Source organism: Streptomyces sp. R28, from assembly GCF_041052385.1.
Classification (GTDB): Bacteria; Actinomycetota; Actinomycetes; order Streptomycetales; family Streptomycetaceae; genus Streptomyces.
In genome coordinates, this window is sequence record NZ_CP163439.1 from 9,316,440 (window position 1) to 9,330,086 (window position 13,647).

At 69.6% G+C, this 13,647-nt stretch carries 12 protein-coding genes and 2 pseudogenes; 4 read left to right on the forward strand and 10 right to left on the reverse strand.

All coding sequences use genetic code 11. The features are described from left to right. Window positions 1-13 precede the first annotated feature (13 nt). The gene (locus tag AB5J49_RS40875) at window positions 14-982 is read right to left on the reverse strand and encodes an ABC transporter substrate-binding protein (protein ID WP_369173932.1); all 969 of its coding nucleotides are present in this window, start codon (window positions 980-982) and stop codon (window positions 14-16) included. 158 nt (window positions 983-1,140) lie between these two features. Between AB5J49_RS40875 and AB5J49_RS40880 the strand changes: the two genes are divergently transcribed. Further along, window positions 1,141-1,992, forward strand: coding sequence for an IclR family transcriptional regulator C-terminal domain-containing protein (locus tag AB5J49_RS40880; protein ID WP_369175425.1), 852 nt, complete (start codon window positions 1,141-1,143; stop codon window positions 1,990-1,992). Here the strand turns inward: AB5J49_RS40880 and AB5J49_RS40885 are convergent. From AB5J49_RS40885 to AB5J49_RS40910, 6 genes are all read right to left on the reverse strand, one after another. After that, window positions 1,907-2,842, reverse strand: a complete 936-nt coding sequence (locus tag AB5J49_RS40885) for a 2Fe-2S iron-sulfur cluster-binding protein (protein ID WP_369173933.1) — start codon at window positions 2,840-2,842, stop codon at window positions 1,907-1,909. The genes AB5J49_RS40880 and AB5J49_RS40885 overlap by 86 nt on opposite strands. Continuing rightward, window positions 2,839-3,042 (reverse strand): hypothetical protein, encoded by a 204-nt coding sequence (locus AB5J49_RS40890; protein ID WP_369173934.1) that lies wholly within the window; start codon window positions 3,040-3,042, stop codon window positions 2,839-2,841. Before AB5J49_RS40890 ends, AB5J49_RS40885 begins: the two co-directional genes overlap by 4 nt. Further along, entirely contained in the window at window positions 3,039-4,109 is a 1,071-nt protein-coding gene (locus tag AB5J49_RS40895; RefSeq protein ID WP_369173935.1) for a Rieske 2Fe-2S domain-containing protein, read from the reverse strand. The genes AB5J49_RS40890 and AB5J49_RS40895 overlap by 4 nt, the downstream gene beginning before the upstream one ends. Before the next feature lie 701 nt (window positions 4,110-4,810). Next, on the reverse strand, window positions 4,811-5,008 hold the full coding sequence (locus AB5J49_RS40900; protein ID WP_369173936.1) for a hypothetical protein: 198 nt from the start codon (window positions 5,006-5,008) through the stop codon (window positions 4,811-4,813). A gap of 440 nt (window positions 5,009-5,448) precedes the next feature. Further along, window positions 5,449-7,338 carry a propionyl-CoA synthetase gene (locus AB5J49_RS40905; protein ID WP_369173937.1) on the reverse strand — a complete coding sequence of 630 codons (1,890 nt, stop codon included), beginning with the start codon at window positions 7,336-7,338 and terminating at the stop codon, window positions 5,449-5,451. 181 nt (window positions 7,339-7,519) lie between these two features. Continuing rightward, the gene (locus tag AB5J49_RS40910; RefSeq protein ID WP_369173938.1) at window positions 7,520-8,431 is read right to left on the reverse strand and encodes an alpha/beta hydrolase; all 912 of its coding nucleotides are present in this window, start codon (window positions 8,429-8,431) and stop codon (window positions 7,520-7,522) included. Between the two features lie 515 nt (window positions 8,432-8,946). Between AB5J49_RS40910 and AB5J49_RS40915 the strand changes: the two genes are divergently transcribed. Continuing rightward, a complete protein-coding gene (locus tag AB5J49_RS40915; protein WP_369173939.1) occupies window positions 8,947-9,957 on the forward strand; it encodes an enoyl-CoA hydratase/isomerase family protein in 1,011 nt (336 codons plus the stop codon). A 477-nt stretch (window positions 9,958-10,434) separates the two neighbouring features. Here AB5J49_RS40915 and AB5J49_RS40920 read toward each other — a convergent pair. Next, window positions 10,435-11,444 (reverse strand): annotated as a pseudogene (locus tag AB5J49_RS40920) (NADP-dependent oxidoreductase). Between the two features lie 160 nt (window positions 11,445-11,604). Between AB5J49_RS40920 and AB5J49_RS40925 the strand changes: the two are divergent. Further along, window positions 11,605-12,114 carry a winged helix-turn-helix transcriptional regulator gene (locus tag AB5J49_RS40925; RefSeq protein WP_369173940.1) on the forward strand — a complete coding sequence of 170 codons (510 nt, stop codon included), beginning with the start codon at window positions 11,605-11,607 and terminating at the stop codon, window positions 12,112-12,114. A 33-nt stretch (window positions 12,115-12,147) separates the two neighbouring features. Here AB5J49_RS40925 and AB5J49_RS40930 read toward each other — a convergent pair whose 3' ends face one another. Both AB5J49_RS40930 and AB5J49_RS40935 read right to left on the reverse strand, forming a co-directional pair. Further along, entirely contained in the window at window positions 12,148-12,363 is a 216-nt protein-coding gene (locus AB5J49_RS40930) for a CGNR zinc finger domain-containing protein (RefSeq protein WP_369175426.1), read from the reverse strand. Next, window positions 12,337-12,612 (reverse strand): annotated as a pseudogene (locus tag AB5J49_RS40935) (hypothetical protein); the annotation flags it as partial. The pseudogene AB5J49_RS40935 and the gene AB5J49_RS40930, both read right to left, overlap by 27 nt. Before the next feature lie 79 nt (window positions 12,613-12,691). On the opposite strand from AB5J49_RS40935, the gene AB5J49_RS40940 reads away from it, so the two are divergent. Beyond that, window positions 12,692-13,618: a LacI family DNA-binding transcriptional regulator gene (locus AB5J49_RS40940; RefSeq protein WP_369173941.1), complete on the forward strand. Its 927-nt coding sequence runs from the start codon at window positions 12,692-12,694 to the stop codon at window positions 13,616-13,618. Window positions 13,619-13,647: the final 29 nt, after the last annotated feature.

Consider the following 13,647-nt stretch of genomic DNA (forward strand, 5'->3'; position numbering starts at 1 on the left):
GCGTTCATGCCCCTCACGGCAGCAGCGCGTCCAGGTCGGGCGTCTTCTTGAAGAGGCCGTCCTCCTCGCCGAGCTTCATGAGCGCCTCGATGGAGGAGCGGTTCGGCTCGCTCGGCCACTTCGGCAGGATCACCTGCTCCAGCACCGACGCCGGGATCTTGGTGTACGTCGTGACGATCTGCCGGGCCTCGTCCGGGTGGGCCTCGGCGTATGCGAGGGACTCGGCGGTGGCGTCCTGGAACTTCTTGACCACGTCCGGGTGTTGCTGCGCGTACTGCGTCGAGGTGAAGTACATCGCGACGGTGACTTCCGGCGCGACGTCGACCAAGGGCGAGGCGATCTCCCGGCCGCCCTGGCTGCGGATGGTGGCGGTCGCCGGTTCGACCACGCACGCGGCGTCGATCTGGCCGTTGTCGAGGGCGGCGGGCATCTGGTCGAAGGGCATCTCGACGAGGTTCACCTTGTCCGGGTCACCGCCCGCCTCGCGCACCGCCTGGCGGACCGCGGTCTCGTTGATGTTCTTCAGGGTGTTGATGGCGACCTTCTTGCCCTCGAGCTCCTTCGGCGACTTGACGGGGCTGTCCTTCTTGACCATCAGGCCGTTGAAGTCCTTGCCCCGCACGCCGGTCGACGCGATGCCGTTGGCGACGGCCCGCACGGGAACACCGTTGGTCTGGGCGACCATCAGGGACGTCACATTGCTGAAGCCGAACTGGAACTGCCCGCTGACCACGCCGGGCACGATCGCGGCACCGCCCTGAGCGGCGGTGAACTCCAGTTTCAGGCCGTGCTTCTCGAATAAGCCCTTCTTCTGGCCGAGATACAGCGGCGCGACATCCACGATCGGGATGATTCCGAGCTTGACGGTGGTGACACCGCCGGACGACGCGCCCGCGTCCGGCGAACCGCCGTCGGACGAGCCACAGGCCGTCGCGACGAACAGCAGGACGCCGGCGGTGAGACCGGCCGACAGACGACGCATGGCTCCTCCTGTACAGACAACGGTGCAGCGGTGTTCCGACAGGTTGTGCGCAAGGCGCACAGTAGTGCGCGGAAATGCCCGGCGGGAAGGTAGAAGTCTCAACGGAGCCGGGGCAAAGGGGTTCGCCGACAACATTGTTGACGCTATTGGAGGTGGCGATGCTTCCGGGAGACCGCGCACCACACTTCGTGAGGTCCTTCGAGCGCGGCCTCGCCGTGATCCGCTCCTTCGACGCCGAGCACCCCGCCCGCACGCTCAGCGAGGTCGCCCACGCCTGCGACCTGACCCGCGCCGCCGCCCGCCGACTGCTACTGACCCTCGCCGACCTCGGCTACGTCCACCAGGACGGACGCCTCTTCCGCCTCACGCCACGGGTGCTGGAGCTGGGCTACTCGTACCTCTCCAGCGTCACCTTGCCGCAGATCGCCGAGCCGCACCTCGAGCAACTCGTGGCGCGCGTACGGGAGTCGTCGTCGCTGTGCGTCCTGGACGGCGACGACATCGTGTACGTGGCGCGAGTGCCGACCCGTCGCATCATGACCGCGTCCATCACGGTCGGCACCCGCTTCCCGGCGTATGTGACGTCGGTGGGCCGGGTGATCCTCGCCCATCTGCCGGAGGAGGAGATCGAAGTCCGTCTCGCCCGCGCGGAGTTGAAGCCGCTGACCGCGCGCACCATCACCTCGCCGGACCCCCTGCGGGCGGAACTGCGGCGCGTCCGCCGGCAGGGTTACGCCATCGTCGACCAGGAGCTGGAGGAGGGGCTCCGGTCGGTGGCCGCGCCGGTGCGGGACCGGGACGGCGAGGTGGTGGCCGGCGTGAACGTCGCGGTGCACGCCGGCCGTACGTCGGTGGACTCGATCCGTGCGGACCTGCTGCCGCATCTGCTCGCGGCGGTGGCCCGGATCGAGGCCGACCTGAGGATCACAGGTCCAGCACGAGCCGCTTCCCACGGCACCGGGACACACAGATCATCATCGTCTCGCCGCTCTCCTGCTCCTCCTGCGTGAGCACGGAGTCCCGGTGTTCCGGGGTGCCGTCGAGGACGTCGGTCTCGCAGGTCCCGCAGGTGCCCTCGGTGCACGAGAACAGCACCTCGACACCGGCGGCGCGCACGGCGTCGAGCACGGAGACGTCCGGGGACACGGTGAGCGTCTTGCCGCTCTGCGCCAGCTCGACCTCGAACTCCGTGTTCGCGCCGTCCTCCTGCTCCTTCGGGGCGAACCGTTCCACATGCAGCAGCCCGGCCGGACACCGCGCCTCCACCGCGTCGAGCAGCGGCCCGGGCCCGCAGCAGTAGACGAGCGTGCTCTCGGGAACGTCGTCGAGCACCGAGGCGAGGTCCAGAAGACCGGCCTCGTCCTGGGGAGCTACGGTGACGCGGTCGCCGTAGCGGCTCAACTCCTCGGTGAACGCCATGGACCGGCGGGTCCGGCCGCCGTACAGCAGGGTCCACTGCGCACCCTCGGCCTCCGCCGCCGCCAGCATCGGCAGGATCGGCGTGATGCCGATGCCGCCGGCGATGAAGCGGTAGCGGGGCGCGGGCCGCAGGGCGAAGTGGTTGCGCGGCCCGCGCACCCGGACCTTGTCCCCCTGCCCCAACTGCTCGTGCACATGGGCGGATCCGCCCCGCCCGTCCGGCTCCCGCAGCACGGCGATCCGCCACGCCGAGCGGTCCGCGGGATCGCCGCACAGCGAGTACTGGCGCTCCAGCTCCGGACCGAGGACGACATCGATGTGCGCGCCCGGCTCCCACGCCGGGAGCTCCTCGCCCAGCGGGTGGCGCAGGGTGAGGGCGAGCACGCCGTCGGCCGCGAACTCCTTGCGGTCGACGACGAGTTCGACTTCGTACGCGGTCATGAGGTGTTTCCTTGCGGCTCGTGTCCCAGTGGCTCGTGTCCCTGCGGCTGGTGCCCCTGGGGGTGGGCGAGCATCCACTCCCACATCTCGATCGGGTCCTGCGAGGTGTGCTCGCGGCCGCAGTGACAGGTGCCGTGCAGCACGTCGGTGCCGGGCAGCCAGTCGATGCGGTAGATCTCCCCGGTGGGGCTGCCGCTCACAGGACCTTCTCCACGGGCTTGTCGCCCTCCTCGACCAGCCGGGCGAGGATACGGCGGGCGGCCAGGCCACCGGTGTCGATGTTGATGCTCAGCTCCTGGTAGCCGGTGCGCTCGCTGCCGAGGGTCCGCTGCAGCAGGTTGAGGGCGGTGACGTCCTGCATGACGACGGTGTGGTTGTTGCCGCGCAGGAACTCGGTGACCTCGTCGTCGTCCGTCGCCCAGTCCCGCGAGACCGCCCAGAAGTCGTACACCTTGCCGTCGCCGGACGGGGTGATGGCGTACGTGATCTCGGTGTGGAAGCCGTTCGGGTCGCTGCCGTCCGCCTCGGGCAGCACACCGACCGGGGCGATACGGCTGTGCAGCAGGTACAGGCAGGGCGCGTGGTACTCGATGTCCTGCCAGCGGGTGATGCGGCCCTCGATGCCGGTGGACTTGGCGTAGAACGGCGGGCACTCGGCGTCGTCCATGTGCCGGCTGACCCGGACGATGCCGGCGCCCTCGTCGACCTCCGTGGTGATCGGCGTCTCGGCGACCTCGGGGGTGCCGATGTAGCCGCCGTGGAGGTAGGTCTCGTGGGACAGGTCGAGGAGGTTGTCGACGAGGAGGCCGTAGTCGCAGTCGATGGGCTCCATGCCGCGCACGGTGACCCAGCCGGGGGAGTCGAGGTGCTTGGCCCGCGGGATGCCCTGCGGGTCGGCGAGCGCCGGGTCACCGATCCACACCCAGATCAGCGAGTCCTGCTCGACGACGGGGTAGGAGGCCACGCGCGCCGTACGCGGAACGCGTTTCTGCCCCGGCACGTACACGCACGCACCGGTCGTGTCGTACGTGAACCCGTGGTACCCGCACACGATCCGGTCGCCGTCGAGCCGGGTCGGCGCCTCGGACAGCGGGTAGCGGCGGTGCACACAGCGGTCGTGCAGGACGACCGGTGTCCCGTCCTCCTCCGTGCGGTAGAGGACGAGGGTCTCCCCGAGGATCGTCCGGCCGAGCAGCTCGCGCCCGACCTCGTGGCTGTAGGCGGCGACGTACCACTGGTTCCTGGCGAAGGCGGTGGTGTGAGGCATGGGGTTCCCGTCCCTGTCGGCGGGGCGCCGTCGCCCCGCGTGCCGTGGTTGGAATCAGGGTCGTGACGGCCGTGGTCGCCGCGCAAGGCGGCTTCTGTCAGGCGGAAGCGTCCCTGCGAAATGGCCGGTCAAGAGTGGTCCGGTGCCGGTCTGTAGCAGACATCTCGGCACCGGATGCACTCGGAAGTACATGTACGAGGTGTCTCCTTACTGACCTGCTCCGGCTGAACTCGATCACCCATGGTGCGTCCGGCAGGAGCCTGGCAGTGATCACTGGCGAATCTGGCCAGGAGGCGATCACCTGGATCGCGGAGCAGGTCCATGAACTGCGAGGATCGGTGATCCTGAGCGACTGCCTGCACCCGATCCGGCAGGGGCGGCCTGAGGCGGTCAACGGGGAGCTCCTCGGCTTCCTCCCTGGCCTCCGACCCGGTTTCGACCGGTCGTTGCAGAGGTTCCTCGATGGTCTCCGACCTGGGAGCGAGCGCACCGATCAGGCTGGGCGGCGACGGCCCTCACCGTCGCCGCCCAGCCCGCCAAGGGCCTGAGCCACCCTTGCGAGCAACTCCGCGGATGTCCCCGGCAGGCCGGGCGCGTGGCGAAGCTCGCGAAGTTCCGGGGAGCCCGGGAACCGCCACTCGGCCCCTGGCACGGAGCTGAGGGCCCCCGCCGGAGACAGCCCACAGCGCCATCCATGGAGTTCAGGACCGCGCGGAGACCTCGGCGTGGGCGGCGCGCAGCGAGACCTTGTCGATCTTGCCGACCGCGAACGCCGGAGTGCGAGGTGAAACGGCAGTGGCGCGCGTCGGCGGCGGCCCGTAGTTCCTCGGGTCGCCGGGCCGCCGTGCGCAGCGGTGTTGAGGCGCATGGGGGTCGGTGTCCCTCGGGCGCAGGGTCATGCGCGATGTTCAGCGCTGCTCTGGAGGCGATCTCCTGGGCAGCAGCAGTTCGTCGTTGAAGGGGGTCTGCCGTTTGACGGCGGACGAACTGTGCGAGTCCCAGCGGGCCTCCGCGGGCCCACCGCGGGTCCAGGAGCATGGAGCGCAGGCCCGAGGCGCCTGGGGTGGGCTCATGGCCCGCCGACATCGCCAGCCGGACATCGTCGGCGGTGACGCGGAGCCGGAGGGGCTGTCCGGTGGCTCGTACGCGAGCCGGCTCCGAGCCTTCCGGATAGGTGTGTGTCTGCCGTGCGTCGGGTGCCGGGTCCGGACAGCCGTCCGAGGCCGCCTGGGCGGTCCGGCGGAGCGTCGCAGGACTGTCCACCGCGTGCGAGGTGATCGGCACCGACGTCCGTCGGTGTGGAACGTGCTCCCCGTGGTTCATGTTCTGGGGCAGCCGTTCACGGCGTGTGATCGGCGGGGCGGAGAACCGGGCGCAGGGTTTCGATGACGCCGGGGTCGTCCACTGTGGAGGGGATGGGTTCGTCGTGGCCGTCGGCGATGCCGCGCATCGTCTTGCGCAGGATCTTTCCCGAGCGGGTCTTGGGCAGGGCGGCCACGACGGCGACGTCCTTGAGGGAGGCGACGGCGCCGATGCGCTCGCGTACGAGCTGGACGAGTTCGGCCTCGACCTCGGTCGCGTCGCGGCTGATGCCGGCTTTCAGGACGATGAAGCCGCGCGGGATCTGGCCCTTGAGTTCGTCGGCCACGCCGATGACGGCGCATTCGGCGACGTCGGGATGGGCGGCCAGGGCCTCTTCCATGCTGCCGGTGGACAGTCGGTGCCCGGCGACGTTGATGACGTCGTCGGTGCGACCCATGACGAAGACGTAGCCGTCGTCGTCGATGTGGCCGCTGTCGCCGGTGAGGTAGTAGCCGTCGTACGCGGAGAGGTAGGAGGCTACGTAGCGGTCGTCGTCGTTCCAGAGAGTGGGCAGTGCGCCGGGCGGCAGGGGAAGCTTGACGACGATCGCGCCGTCGGCGCCCGCGGGCACGGGCTCGCCCGAGGGGTCGAGGACACTGACGTCCCAGCCCGGGAGCGGGCGGGTGGGTGAGCCGGGTTTGACGGGGGCGGCCTCGATGCCGACCGGGTTGGCGACGATGGGCCAGCCGGTCTCGGTCTGCCACCAGTGGTCGATCACCGGGATGCCCAGGAGAGCGCTCGCCCAGTGGTAGGTCTCGGGGTCGAGGCGCTCGCCGGCGAGGAAGAGGTGGCGCAGGCCGGTCAGGTCGTAGTCGGCGGTGAGCGTTCCCTTCGGGTCCTCCTTGCGGATGGCCCGGAAGGCGGTGGGGGCGGTGAACATGGTCTTGGCCCGGTGCTCGGCGGCCACGCGCCAGAACTGGCCGGCGTCCGGTGTGCCGACCGGCTTGCCCTCGTACAGGATGGTCGTGGCGCCGGCCAGCAGGGGCGCGTAGACGATGTACGAGTGCCCGACGACCCAGCCGATATCGGAGCCCGTGAACATGGTCTCGCCGGGGCCCACGTCGTAGACGGCGCCCATCGACCAGTGCAGGGCGACCGCGTAGCCGCCGCAGTCGCGGACGACTCCCTTGGGTTTTCCGGTCGTTCCGGACGTGTAGAGGATGTAGAGGGGATCGGTGGCGGGGACGGGAACGCAGTCGGCCGGGGATGCGGCGGCGACCAGGTCCGCCCAGTCGAGATCGTCGGGACCCAACTCGGCGGGTTCCTGCGAGCGTTGCAGGATCACGCTCTTCTGGGGCTTGTGGGCCGCGAGTTCGATCGCCCGGTCGAGCAGGGGCTTGTACGCGATCACGCGCTTGCCCTCGATGCCGCACGAGGCGGAGACCACGACCTTGGGGGCCGCGTCGTCGACGCGCAGGGCGAGTTCGCGCGGGGCGAACCCGCCGAAGACGACCGAGTGCACCGCGCCGATCCGTGCGCAGGCCAGCATCGCGACGACGGCCTCGGGCACCATCGGCATGTAGATCACCACGCGGTCGCCGTGCCCCACGCCGAGCCCCGCCAGTGCTCCGGCGAAGGCCGCGACCTCGTCCCTCAACTGCGCGTAGGTGTAGGTGCGTTGGGTGTCGGTCACGGGTGAGTCGTAGACGAGCGCGGGCTGTTCACCCCGGCCGGCCTCGACGTGCCGGTCGAGCGCGTTGAAACAGACGTTGAGCCGTCCGTCGGGAAACCAGCGGTAGAAGGGCGCGCCCGAGGAGTCCAGGGCGCGGTGCGGAGCGCCATCCCAGTCGATGCCTTCCGCCGCCTTCAGCCAGAAGCGCTCCGGGTCCTCGGTACTGGCGCGGAAGACATCTTCGTAGGTTCCCATCGCGCACTCCTTTGTGGCCTCGGGACGGTGGTGTGGTTGCGTGCGGAACGGTGTCGTACACAAGTACCGCACGGCCGGTCGGCTTGGTCGAGCGGGATGCCGGTGACCGGTGGACCGGTCACCGGCATCGCGGTGGTGCGGCGGCCTGGCGGGCAGACCCGACGTCAGACGCGGCTTTCGCTCACGCGCCGAGGTGCTTGCGGAGCCACTGGCCCATCTGCCCGATGGCCTGGTCCACCTCGGGTACGCGTCCGGCACCCAGGACGAACGAATGCTGCCCTTCGGGCATCGCGTGGGTCTCGGTGGTGACCTCGAAGTGCGCGAGGCGGCGGCCGAGCTGCGCACCGTCGTCGGCGAGGGCCTCGTGCTCACCGTAGTAGACGAGCGTGGGCGGCAGGCCGGTCAGGTCGGCGTTCACGAGGCTGATCTGCGGGTCGGTGAAGTCCACGGCGGGGTCCTGCAGCCAGGCTCCCCGGAAGAGCTCCAGCGTGCCACGGCTGAGCATCTTGTCGTTTGTCTCGTTGGCGTCCACTGCCGGGTTCTGGAGCGTGAGGTCGGTCCAGGGGGAGACGCTGACGATCGCGCCGGGCGTGGCCTCGCCCTTGGCGAGCAGGCGCAGCGGCAGCATCACCGCGAGGGTGCCGCCGATCGAGTGGCCGGTGCTGCCGATGTTCTGCGGCTCGTAGCCCTGCGCGAGCAGCCACCGGTATGCGGTCTCGGCGTCGTCGAGCTGCGCCGGATAGGGGTGTTCGGGCGCCAGTCGGAAGTCCACGACCAGCGAGCGGGCGCCGGCCGCCTTCGCGATGTGTCCTGCGGCCTTGCGGTCGGAGTGCATGGAGGCCGTGACGGACCCACCGAAGTGGAAGTGCAGCAGCGCGCGGTCGGGATCGGCACCCTCCGGGATGGCCCACAGCGCGGGGACGCCGCCCGCGTCCACTTCGGCGTAGGTGACGCCTTCCGGCTCGGTCGACGCCTTGTGGTTCGAGTCGACGATGTCACGGATGACGGCCAGGTCGAGGCCGGGGGTCGACGACTTCGCGCTCACACTCGCGAGGAACTCCGCGAACTCGTGTGCCTCTGGGCTTACTCCCATGGTGGTGCTCCTTCTCGCGCGGGTGCCGTGCCGGGTTCCTCTGCGGCAGCCGGGTCGATGTGCCGGTTATGACGCTACTGGCTGAGTATGGAAAAGTAAACTCAGATGCGTGAGATCACCTGAGATCACCCTCATAGATGCGAGGAAGCCCTTCGGAACATCGGAGATGGGCCCCATCTCGAGCCGGTGAGGTGCTCGGTCACAAGGCGGCTGCTGAAGGGAACGCCGATGACGAGAGCAAGATCGAAACCGGACGGGCGCAGGGCGAGCGGCCGTGTCGCGGTGATGAGTTCGACCTGGAGCCTGGGGTACCGGCGGCGAACCGTCCAGGGCGGAGGTGGCGAAGACGGTGCCGAAGTCCCGCCGTGGCCGCCGGTAAGCTCGTCGAGGCGCTCCGCGCCTTGTGCAAGGATCTTGAGGCGCCTGGTGCCTACCCCTCAAGCCCGCGGTCGACGGCGAGTGAAGGAACGTGATGACCACGACAGCCAGGTCCGCGGGGGACGAGAAGACGAGCCATGACTGATACCGCTGCGGTCGAGATTCTCGCCGACGTCCACCGGGGCGTCGGCCGCATCCTGCTGAACCGGCCGAAGGCGCTCAACGCCCTGACCACAGACATGGTCTCCGCCATCGACCGTGCGCTCGCCTCATGGGAACACGCCCCGCTGTCCGCCGTGGTGCTCGCCAGTACCAGCACGAAGGCGTTCTGCGCCGGTGGGGACATCCGCACGATCCGCGAGCACAGCCTCGCGGGCGATGTCGAGGCCAGTGAGCGGTTCTTCGCCTCCGAGTACCGGCTCAACGCCCGGATCGCCGAATATCCCGTGCCGGTCGTGTCGCTCATCGACGGCCTGTGTATGGGCGGCGGTCTGGGGCTGTCGGTCCATGGTGGCTTCCGTGCCGTCACCGAACGCGCGGTGCTGGCGATGCCCGAGACCGGGATCGGGTTCTTCCCGGACATCGGGGCGAGCTACTTTCTGCCGAGGCTGCCCGGCGCGATCGGCATGTACCTGGGACTGACCGGGCAGAGGATCGACGCGGCCGATGCCTTGTATACGGGGCTGGCCACGCATTTCGTTCCCGCGGACCTGCTGGACACGGTGGGGGACGCCCTGGCCGACAGCCCCGATGAGCCGGTGGACGTCGTCCTGAACCGTCTCGCCGGCCGTTCCCCGGTGGCGGAGAGCAGGTTGGCGGAGGTTCGCGGGGACGTGGACTGGGCTTTCGGCGCGTCGACCCTCGGCGAGATCGAGAAACGCCTGCGTCACCTCGACACCCCTTGGGCGGCAGCCGCGTTGGGCGCCCTGGAGTCCGCCTCACCGCAGAGCCTGGAGATCACCCACGCCCTGCTGGCCCGAGGCAGACAGCGCACATTGCGCGAGTGCCTCGACGCCGAACTCGCCCTCACGTGCACGACCATCCGCACGCCGGACTTCCTGGAGGGCGTCCGTGCCGCCCTGGTCGACAAGGACCGCGCTCCCACCTGGCAACGTACGTCGCTCGGCGGACGGACGCTGCCGTCCTGAGCATGTCCGCCGTGAGCAGGACATCGCCTTGCGCGAGGGGGCAGGAGGGCCGCGCGTCAACGAAACGGGAACGTATGGCCCCCGCAGACTGCCGCGGCAGATGTTTGACCGGGCCGGAGCCATGCGGCAGCCACACTGTCCATGACAACCGGTATGCCGCTGATGCGAGCGGTCAGACGGCGTCCGTACAGAGCCGGATCTCATCGACCACGGCGACAGCGCGCCACCGTTGTCGCGGTTGCGTGCGTTCTGGACCGGGTGGTGGCGAGGAACGATCTACCGGGGTTTGGGGCGGCAGGGCACACTTTGCGCGGGCACCCAAAGCCGCGCGCCGCGCTGTGCCGCGGGCATACGGCGTGCCGAATGGCACCGACCCCCTACAACTGCAGCTCTCCGCGACATAGTTGCTATTTGGACCGCGACGGGGTCGTCCTCTGATGACCGTGCCGGAACGGAGGGTCTGTGGCCGGCCGCGTCTCAGTGGTTGTTGGGCACCATCGAGACCACGACCTTGCCGGCCTTGGTGCGGCCCTGCTCGACGTACGTCATCGCCTCGAGCGTCTGGTCGAACGGGAAGGTGCTGTCGATGACCGGGCGAAGCTTCCCGCTGTCGTAGAGGGCGCCGAGTTTGCGCAGCTGGGAGCCGTTGGCTTCCATGAAGAAGAACTCGTAGCGCACGCCCAGCGCCTTGGCCCGCTTGCGGATCTTGCGGCTGAGGGTGTTCATGACCAGGCCCAGGACGGAGGGGGCGCCGAGCTGCTTGGCGAAACCGGCGTCGGGTGGGCCGACGACACTGATGGCCAGGCCGCCGGGCTTCAGCACGGTCAGCGACTTCTCGAGGTTGGCCCCGCCCAGGGAGTCCAGCACCAGGTCGTAGCCGGACAGCACCTTCGAGAAGTCCTCCTTGGTGTAGTCCACGACGACGTCTGCGCCGAGGCTCCTGACCAACTCCTCGGTCGCGGTGTTCGTGGTCGTCGCCACCGTGGCGCCCAGGTGCTTGGCGAGCTGGATGACCGTCGACCCGAGGCCGCCGGCTCCGGCGTGGATGAGCATCTTCTGCCCCGGCTTCACGTGAGCACGGTCGACGAGGATCTGCCAGGCGGCCAGTGCCACCAGCGGCACTGCAGCTGCTTCTTGCTGGGTGAGGGAGACCGGCTTCGGCGCGACATCGTCCGCGTCGATCGCGATGAACTCCGCGAAGCCTCCTACCCGCAGGTCGCGCGGCCGGGCGTACACCTCGTCGCCGATGTTGAGACCGTGTACGGCGGAACCGACCCGCGTCACGACGCCGGCCACGTCGTGGCCGAGCACGAACGGGCGCTTGTACTTCAGGAGCTGCTTGAACTCCCCGTTGCGGACCATCTTGTCCAGCGGGTTGATGCTGGCGGCGCTCACTCTGACCAGGACGGGTCTCCGACGGTGGGCTCGGGTACGTCTGCGGCGCGGACGCCGTCCTTGCCGTACTTCTCGACGACGAATGCCTTCATGGCGGCCGCCTCTCTGCGGGTGTGTTTCGGTGGCTGATGCGATTCTTCGGGCAGGTCCCCTGCGCGCCCGTTTCTCGCGTGCGGCCGGGTCGATGTGCCGGCTACGATGCTACTTGCTGAGTATAGAAAAGTAAACTCAGATGAGGTTAGAATCAACCCCATGGATGCAACGACCGAAGCTCTACAGGACGCCGGCGTGGACCCCCGACTCGACCGGGACACGTCGAACTGCTCGATCGCCCGAACCCTTGAGGTCGTGGGCGAGAAGTGGACGATCCTGATCCTGCGCGAGGTCTGGTACGGCTCGTCCCGTTTCGGCGAGTTCGAAAGCGTCCTCGGCTGTCCTCGCAACCTCCTCGCGGCGCGACTTCGGATGCTCGTGGAGGAAGGGATCCTGGCCACCGAGACCTACAAGGAGCCGGGCTCGCGGAGCCGGCCGAAGTACGTGATCACGCCCAAGGGTGTGGATCTGGTCCCGGCCGTGATGGGGCTCCTGCAGTGGGGCGACCGCTACCGCGCCGACCCGGAGGGCCCGGCCATGCTGTCCCGGCACCGTGGATGCGGCGCGCACGTCGACGCCCAGATCCGCTGCGACCGGGGCCACGCCGTGCAGCCGGAAGACATCGAGAGCATCCCCGGCCCGGCCTTTCGTCTGAGGCCCGCCGAGTGAACTGAGCGCGGTGGTGCCAGGAGTTCGTGGGGCTCAGTCTGCCGGGGTGTGCTCACTCCGTCTGGCCCGGGCCTGGTGGAGGCGGACCTTTGTGCGGTTGCCGCAGCGGGACATGGAGCACCAGCGGCGGTTGCGGGCGGGGGAGCGGTCCACGAAGCGCAGGGCGCATTCGTCCGCGCCGCAGACGCGTACCCGCCGGATCTCGGCGGACAGGAGGAGATCGACGGCGTCCTGGGCGATCAGCGCCAGAGCGGCTGAGACATCGGTGGCGATGCTCGCGGTTCCGGCGGGCTCCAGGCGTCCGTCCGTGACGGCGAACTGCAAGGCGGGTCGAGGAGCCTCCGCTGCTGATCGGTTGAGCATGGTGATGTCGCCGGACAAGGGAAGCCGGTTGTCGGCGACCGCGAGTACGGCCCGGTCGACCGTCTCGCGCAGTCGTCGACCCGACGGCAGGACGGCGGCAGCGCCGGGGGCCGGGATGCCCAGTGCGAGCAGGCCGGCCTGCTGAAGTCAGAGAACCCTGGGGTATCGGCGGCCGGGGACAGGACCTTGATCCGGTCGCGTCCACGGTCCTCATGTGCTGCGCGGTGTGTCCGGCCCCAGCGAACGCACCAGGAAGCGGGTGCTCAAGGCGGCCGCCGACCTCGGCTACCAGGTGGACCGGACCGCCAGCACCCTGGCCAGTCGGCGCAGCCGGCTGCTCGGCGTCATGGTCGACATCCACAGCCCCTTCCAGGCCGAACCGGTCGAGCATCTGCACACGGCCGCCGAGGAGGTCGGTTACGACCTCGTCCTGAGTACCCAGACCCGTACCCGGGACCAGGACACCGCCGTCGAAACGCTGCTGGCCTTCCGTAGTGAGGCCCTGATCCTGCTCGGCCCGACCGCCCCCGCCGACACGCTCGCCTCCCTGGACCAGAAGGCCCCCGTCATCGTCGTCGGCCGCCGGATCGCCGACCGAGAGCTGGACGTCGTACGCAGTGCGGACGACGAAGGGGTCGGCCAGATCGTCGACCACATGGTGGGCCTCGGTCACCGGGCGATCGCCTACGTCGACGGCGGCAAGGGGGTGATCGCCACGGACCGGCGCCGTGGGTACCGCACGGCCATGCGCCGGCACGGCCTGGACGCCCACATCAGGGTCCTGCGCGGAGACAACACCGAGGAGGCGGGCGAACGAGCCGCCCGCCAGCTCCTCGACTCCGGCGACCTCCCCACCGCGGTGGCCGCCTACAACGACCAGTGCGCCATCGGCGTCCTCGCCGCGTTCCAGCGCGCCGGAGTGGCCGTCCCCGGCGAGGTGTCCGTGGCCGGCTACGACGACGACACGCTGTCCCGCCTGAGCTGCTTCAACCTGACCACGGTCAGCCAGGAGGCCCAGGAACAGGCCCGGCACGCGGTCGCCGCCGCAGTGGAGCGCCTGGACCAGGACCGCACCGAGCCCCGAGAGGTGGTCCTCACCCCGCAGCTCGTCGTGCGCGGCACCATCGCGGAGCCACGCTGATCCGCAGCCGTACTGATCCGGCGCCGCGA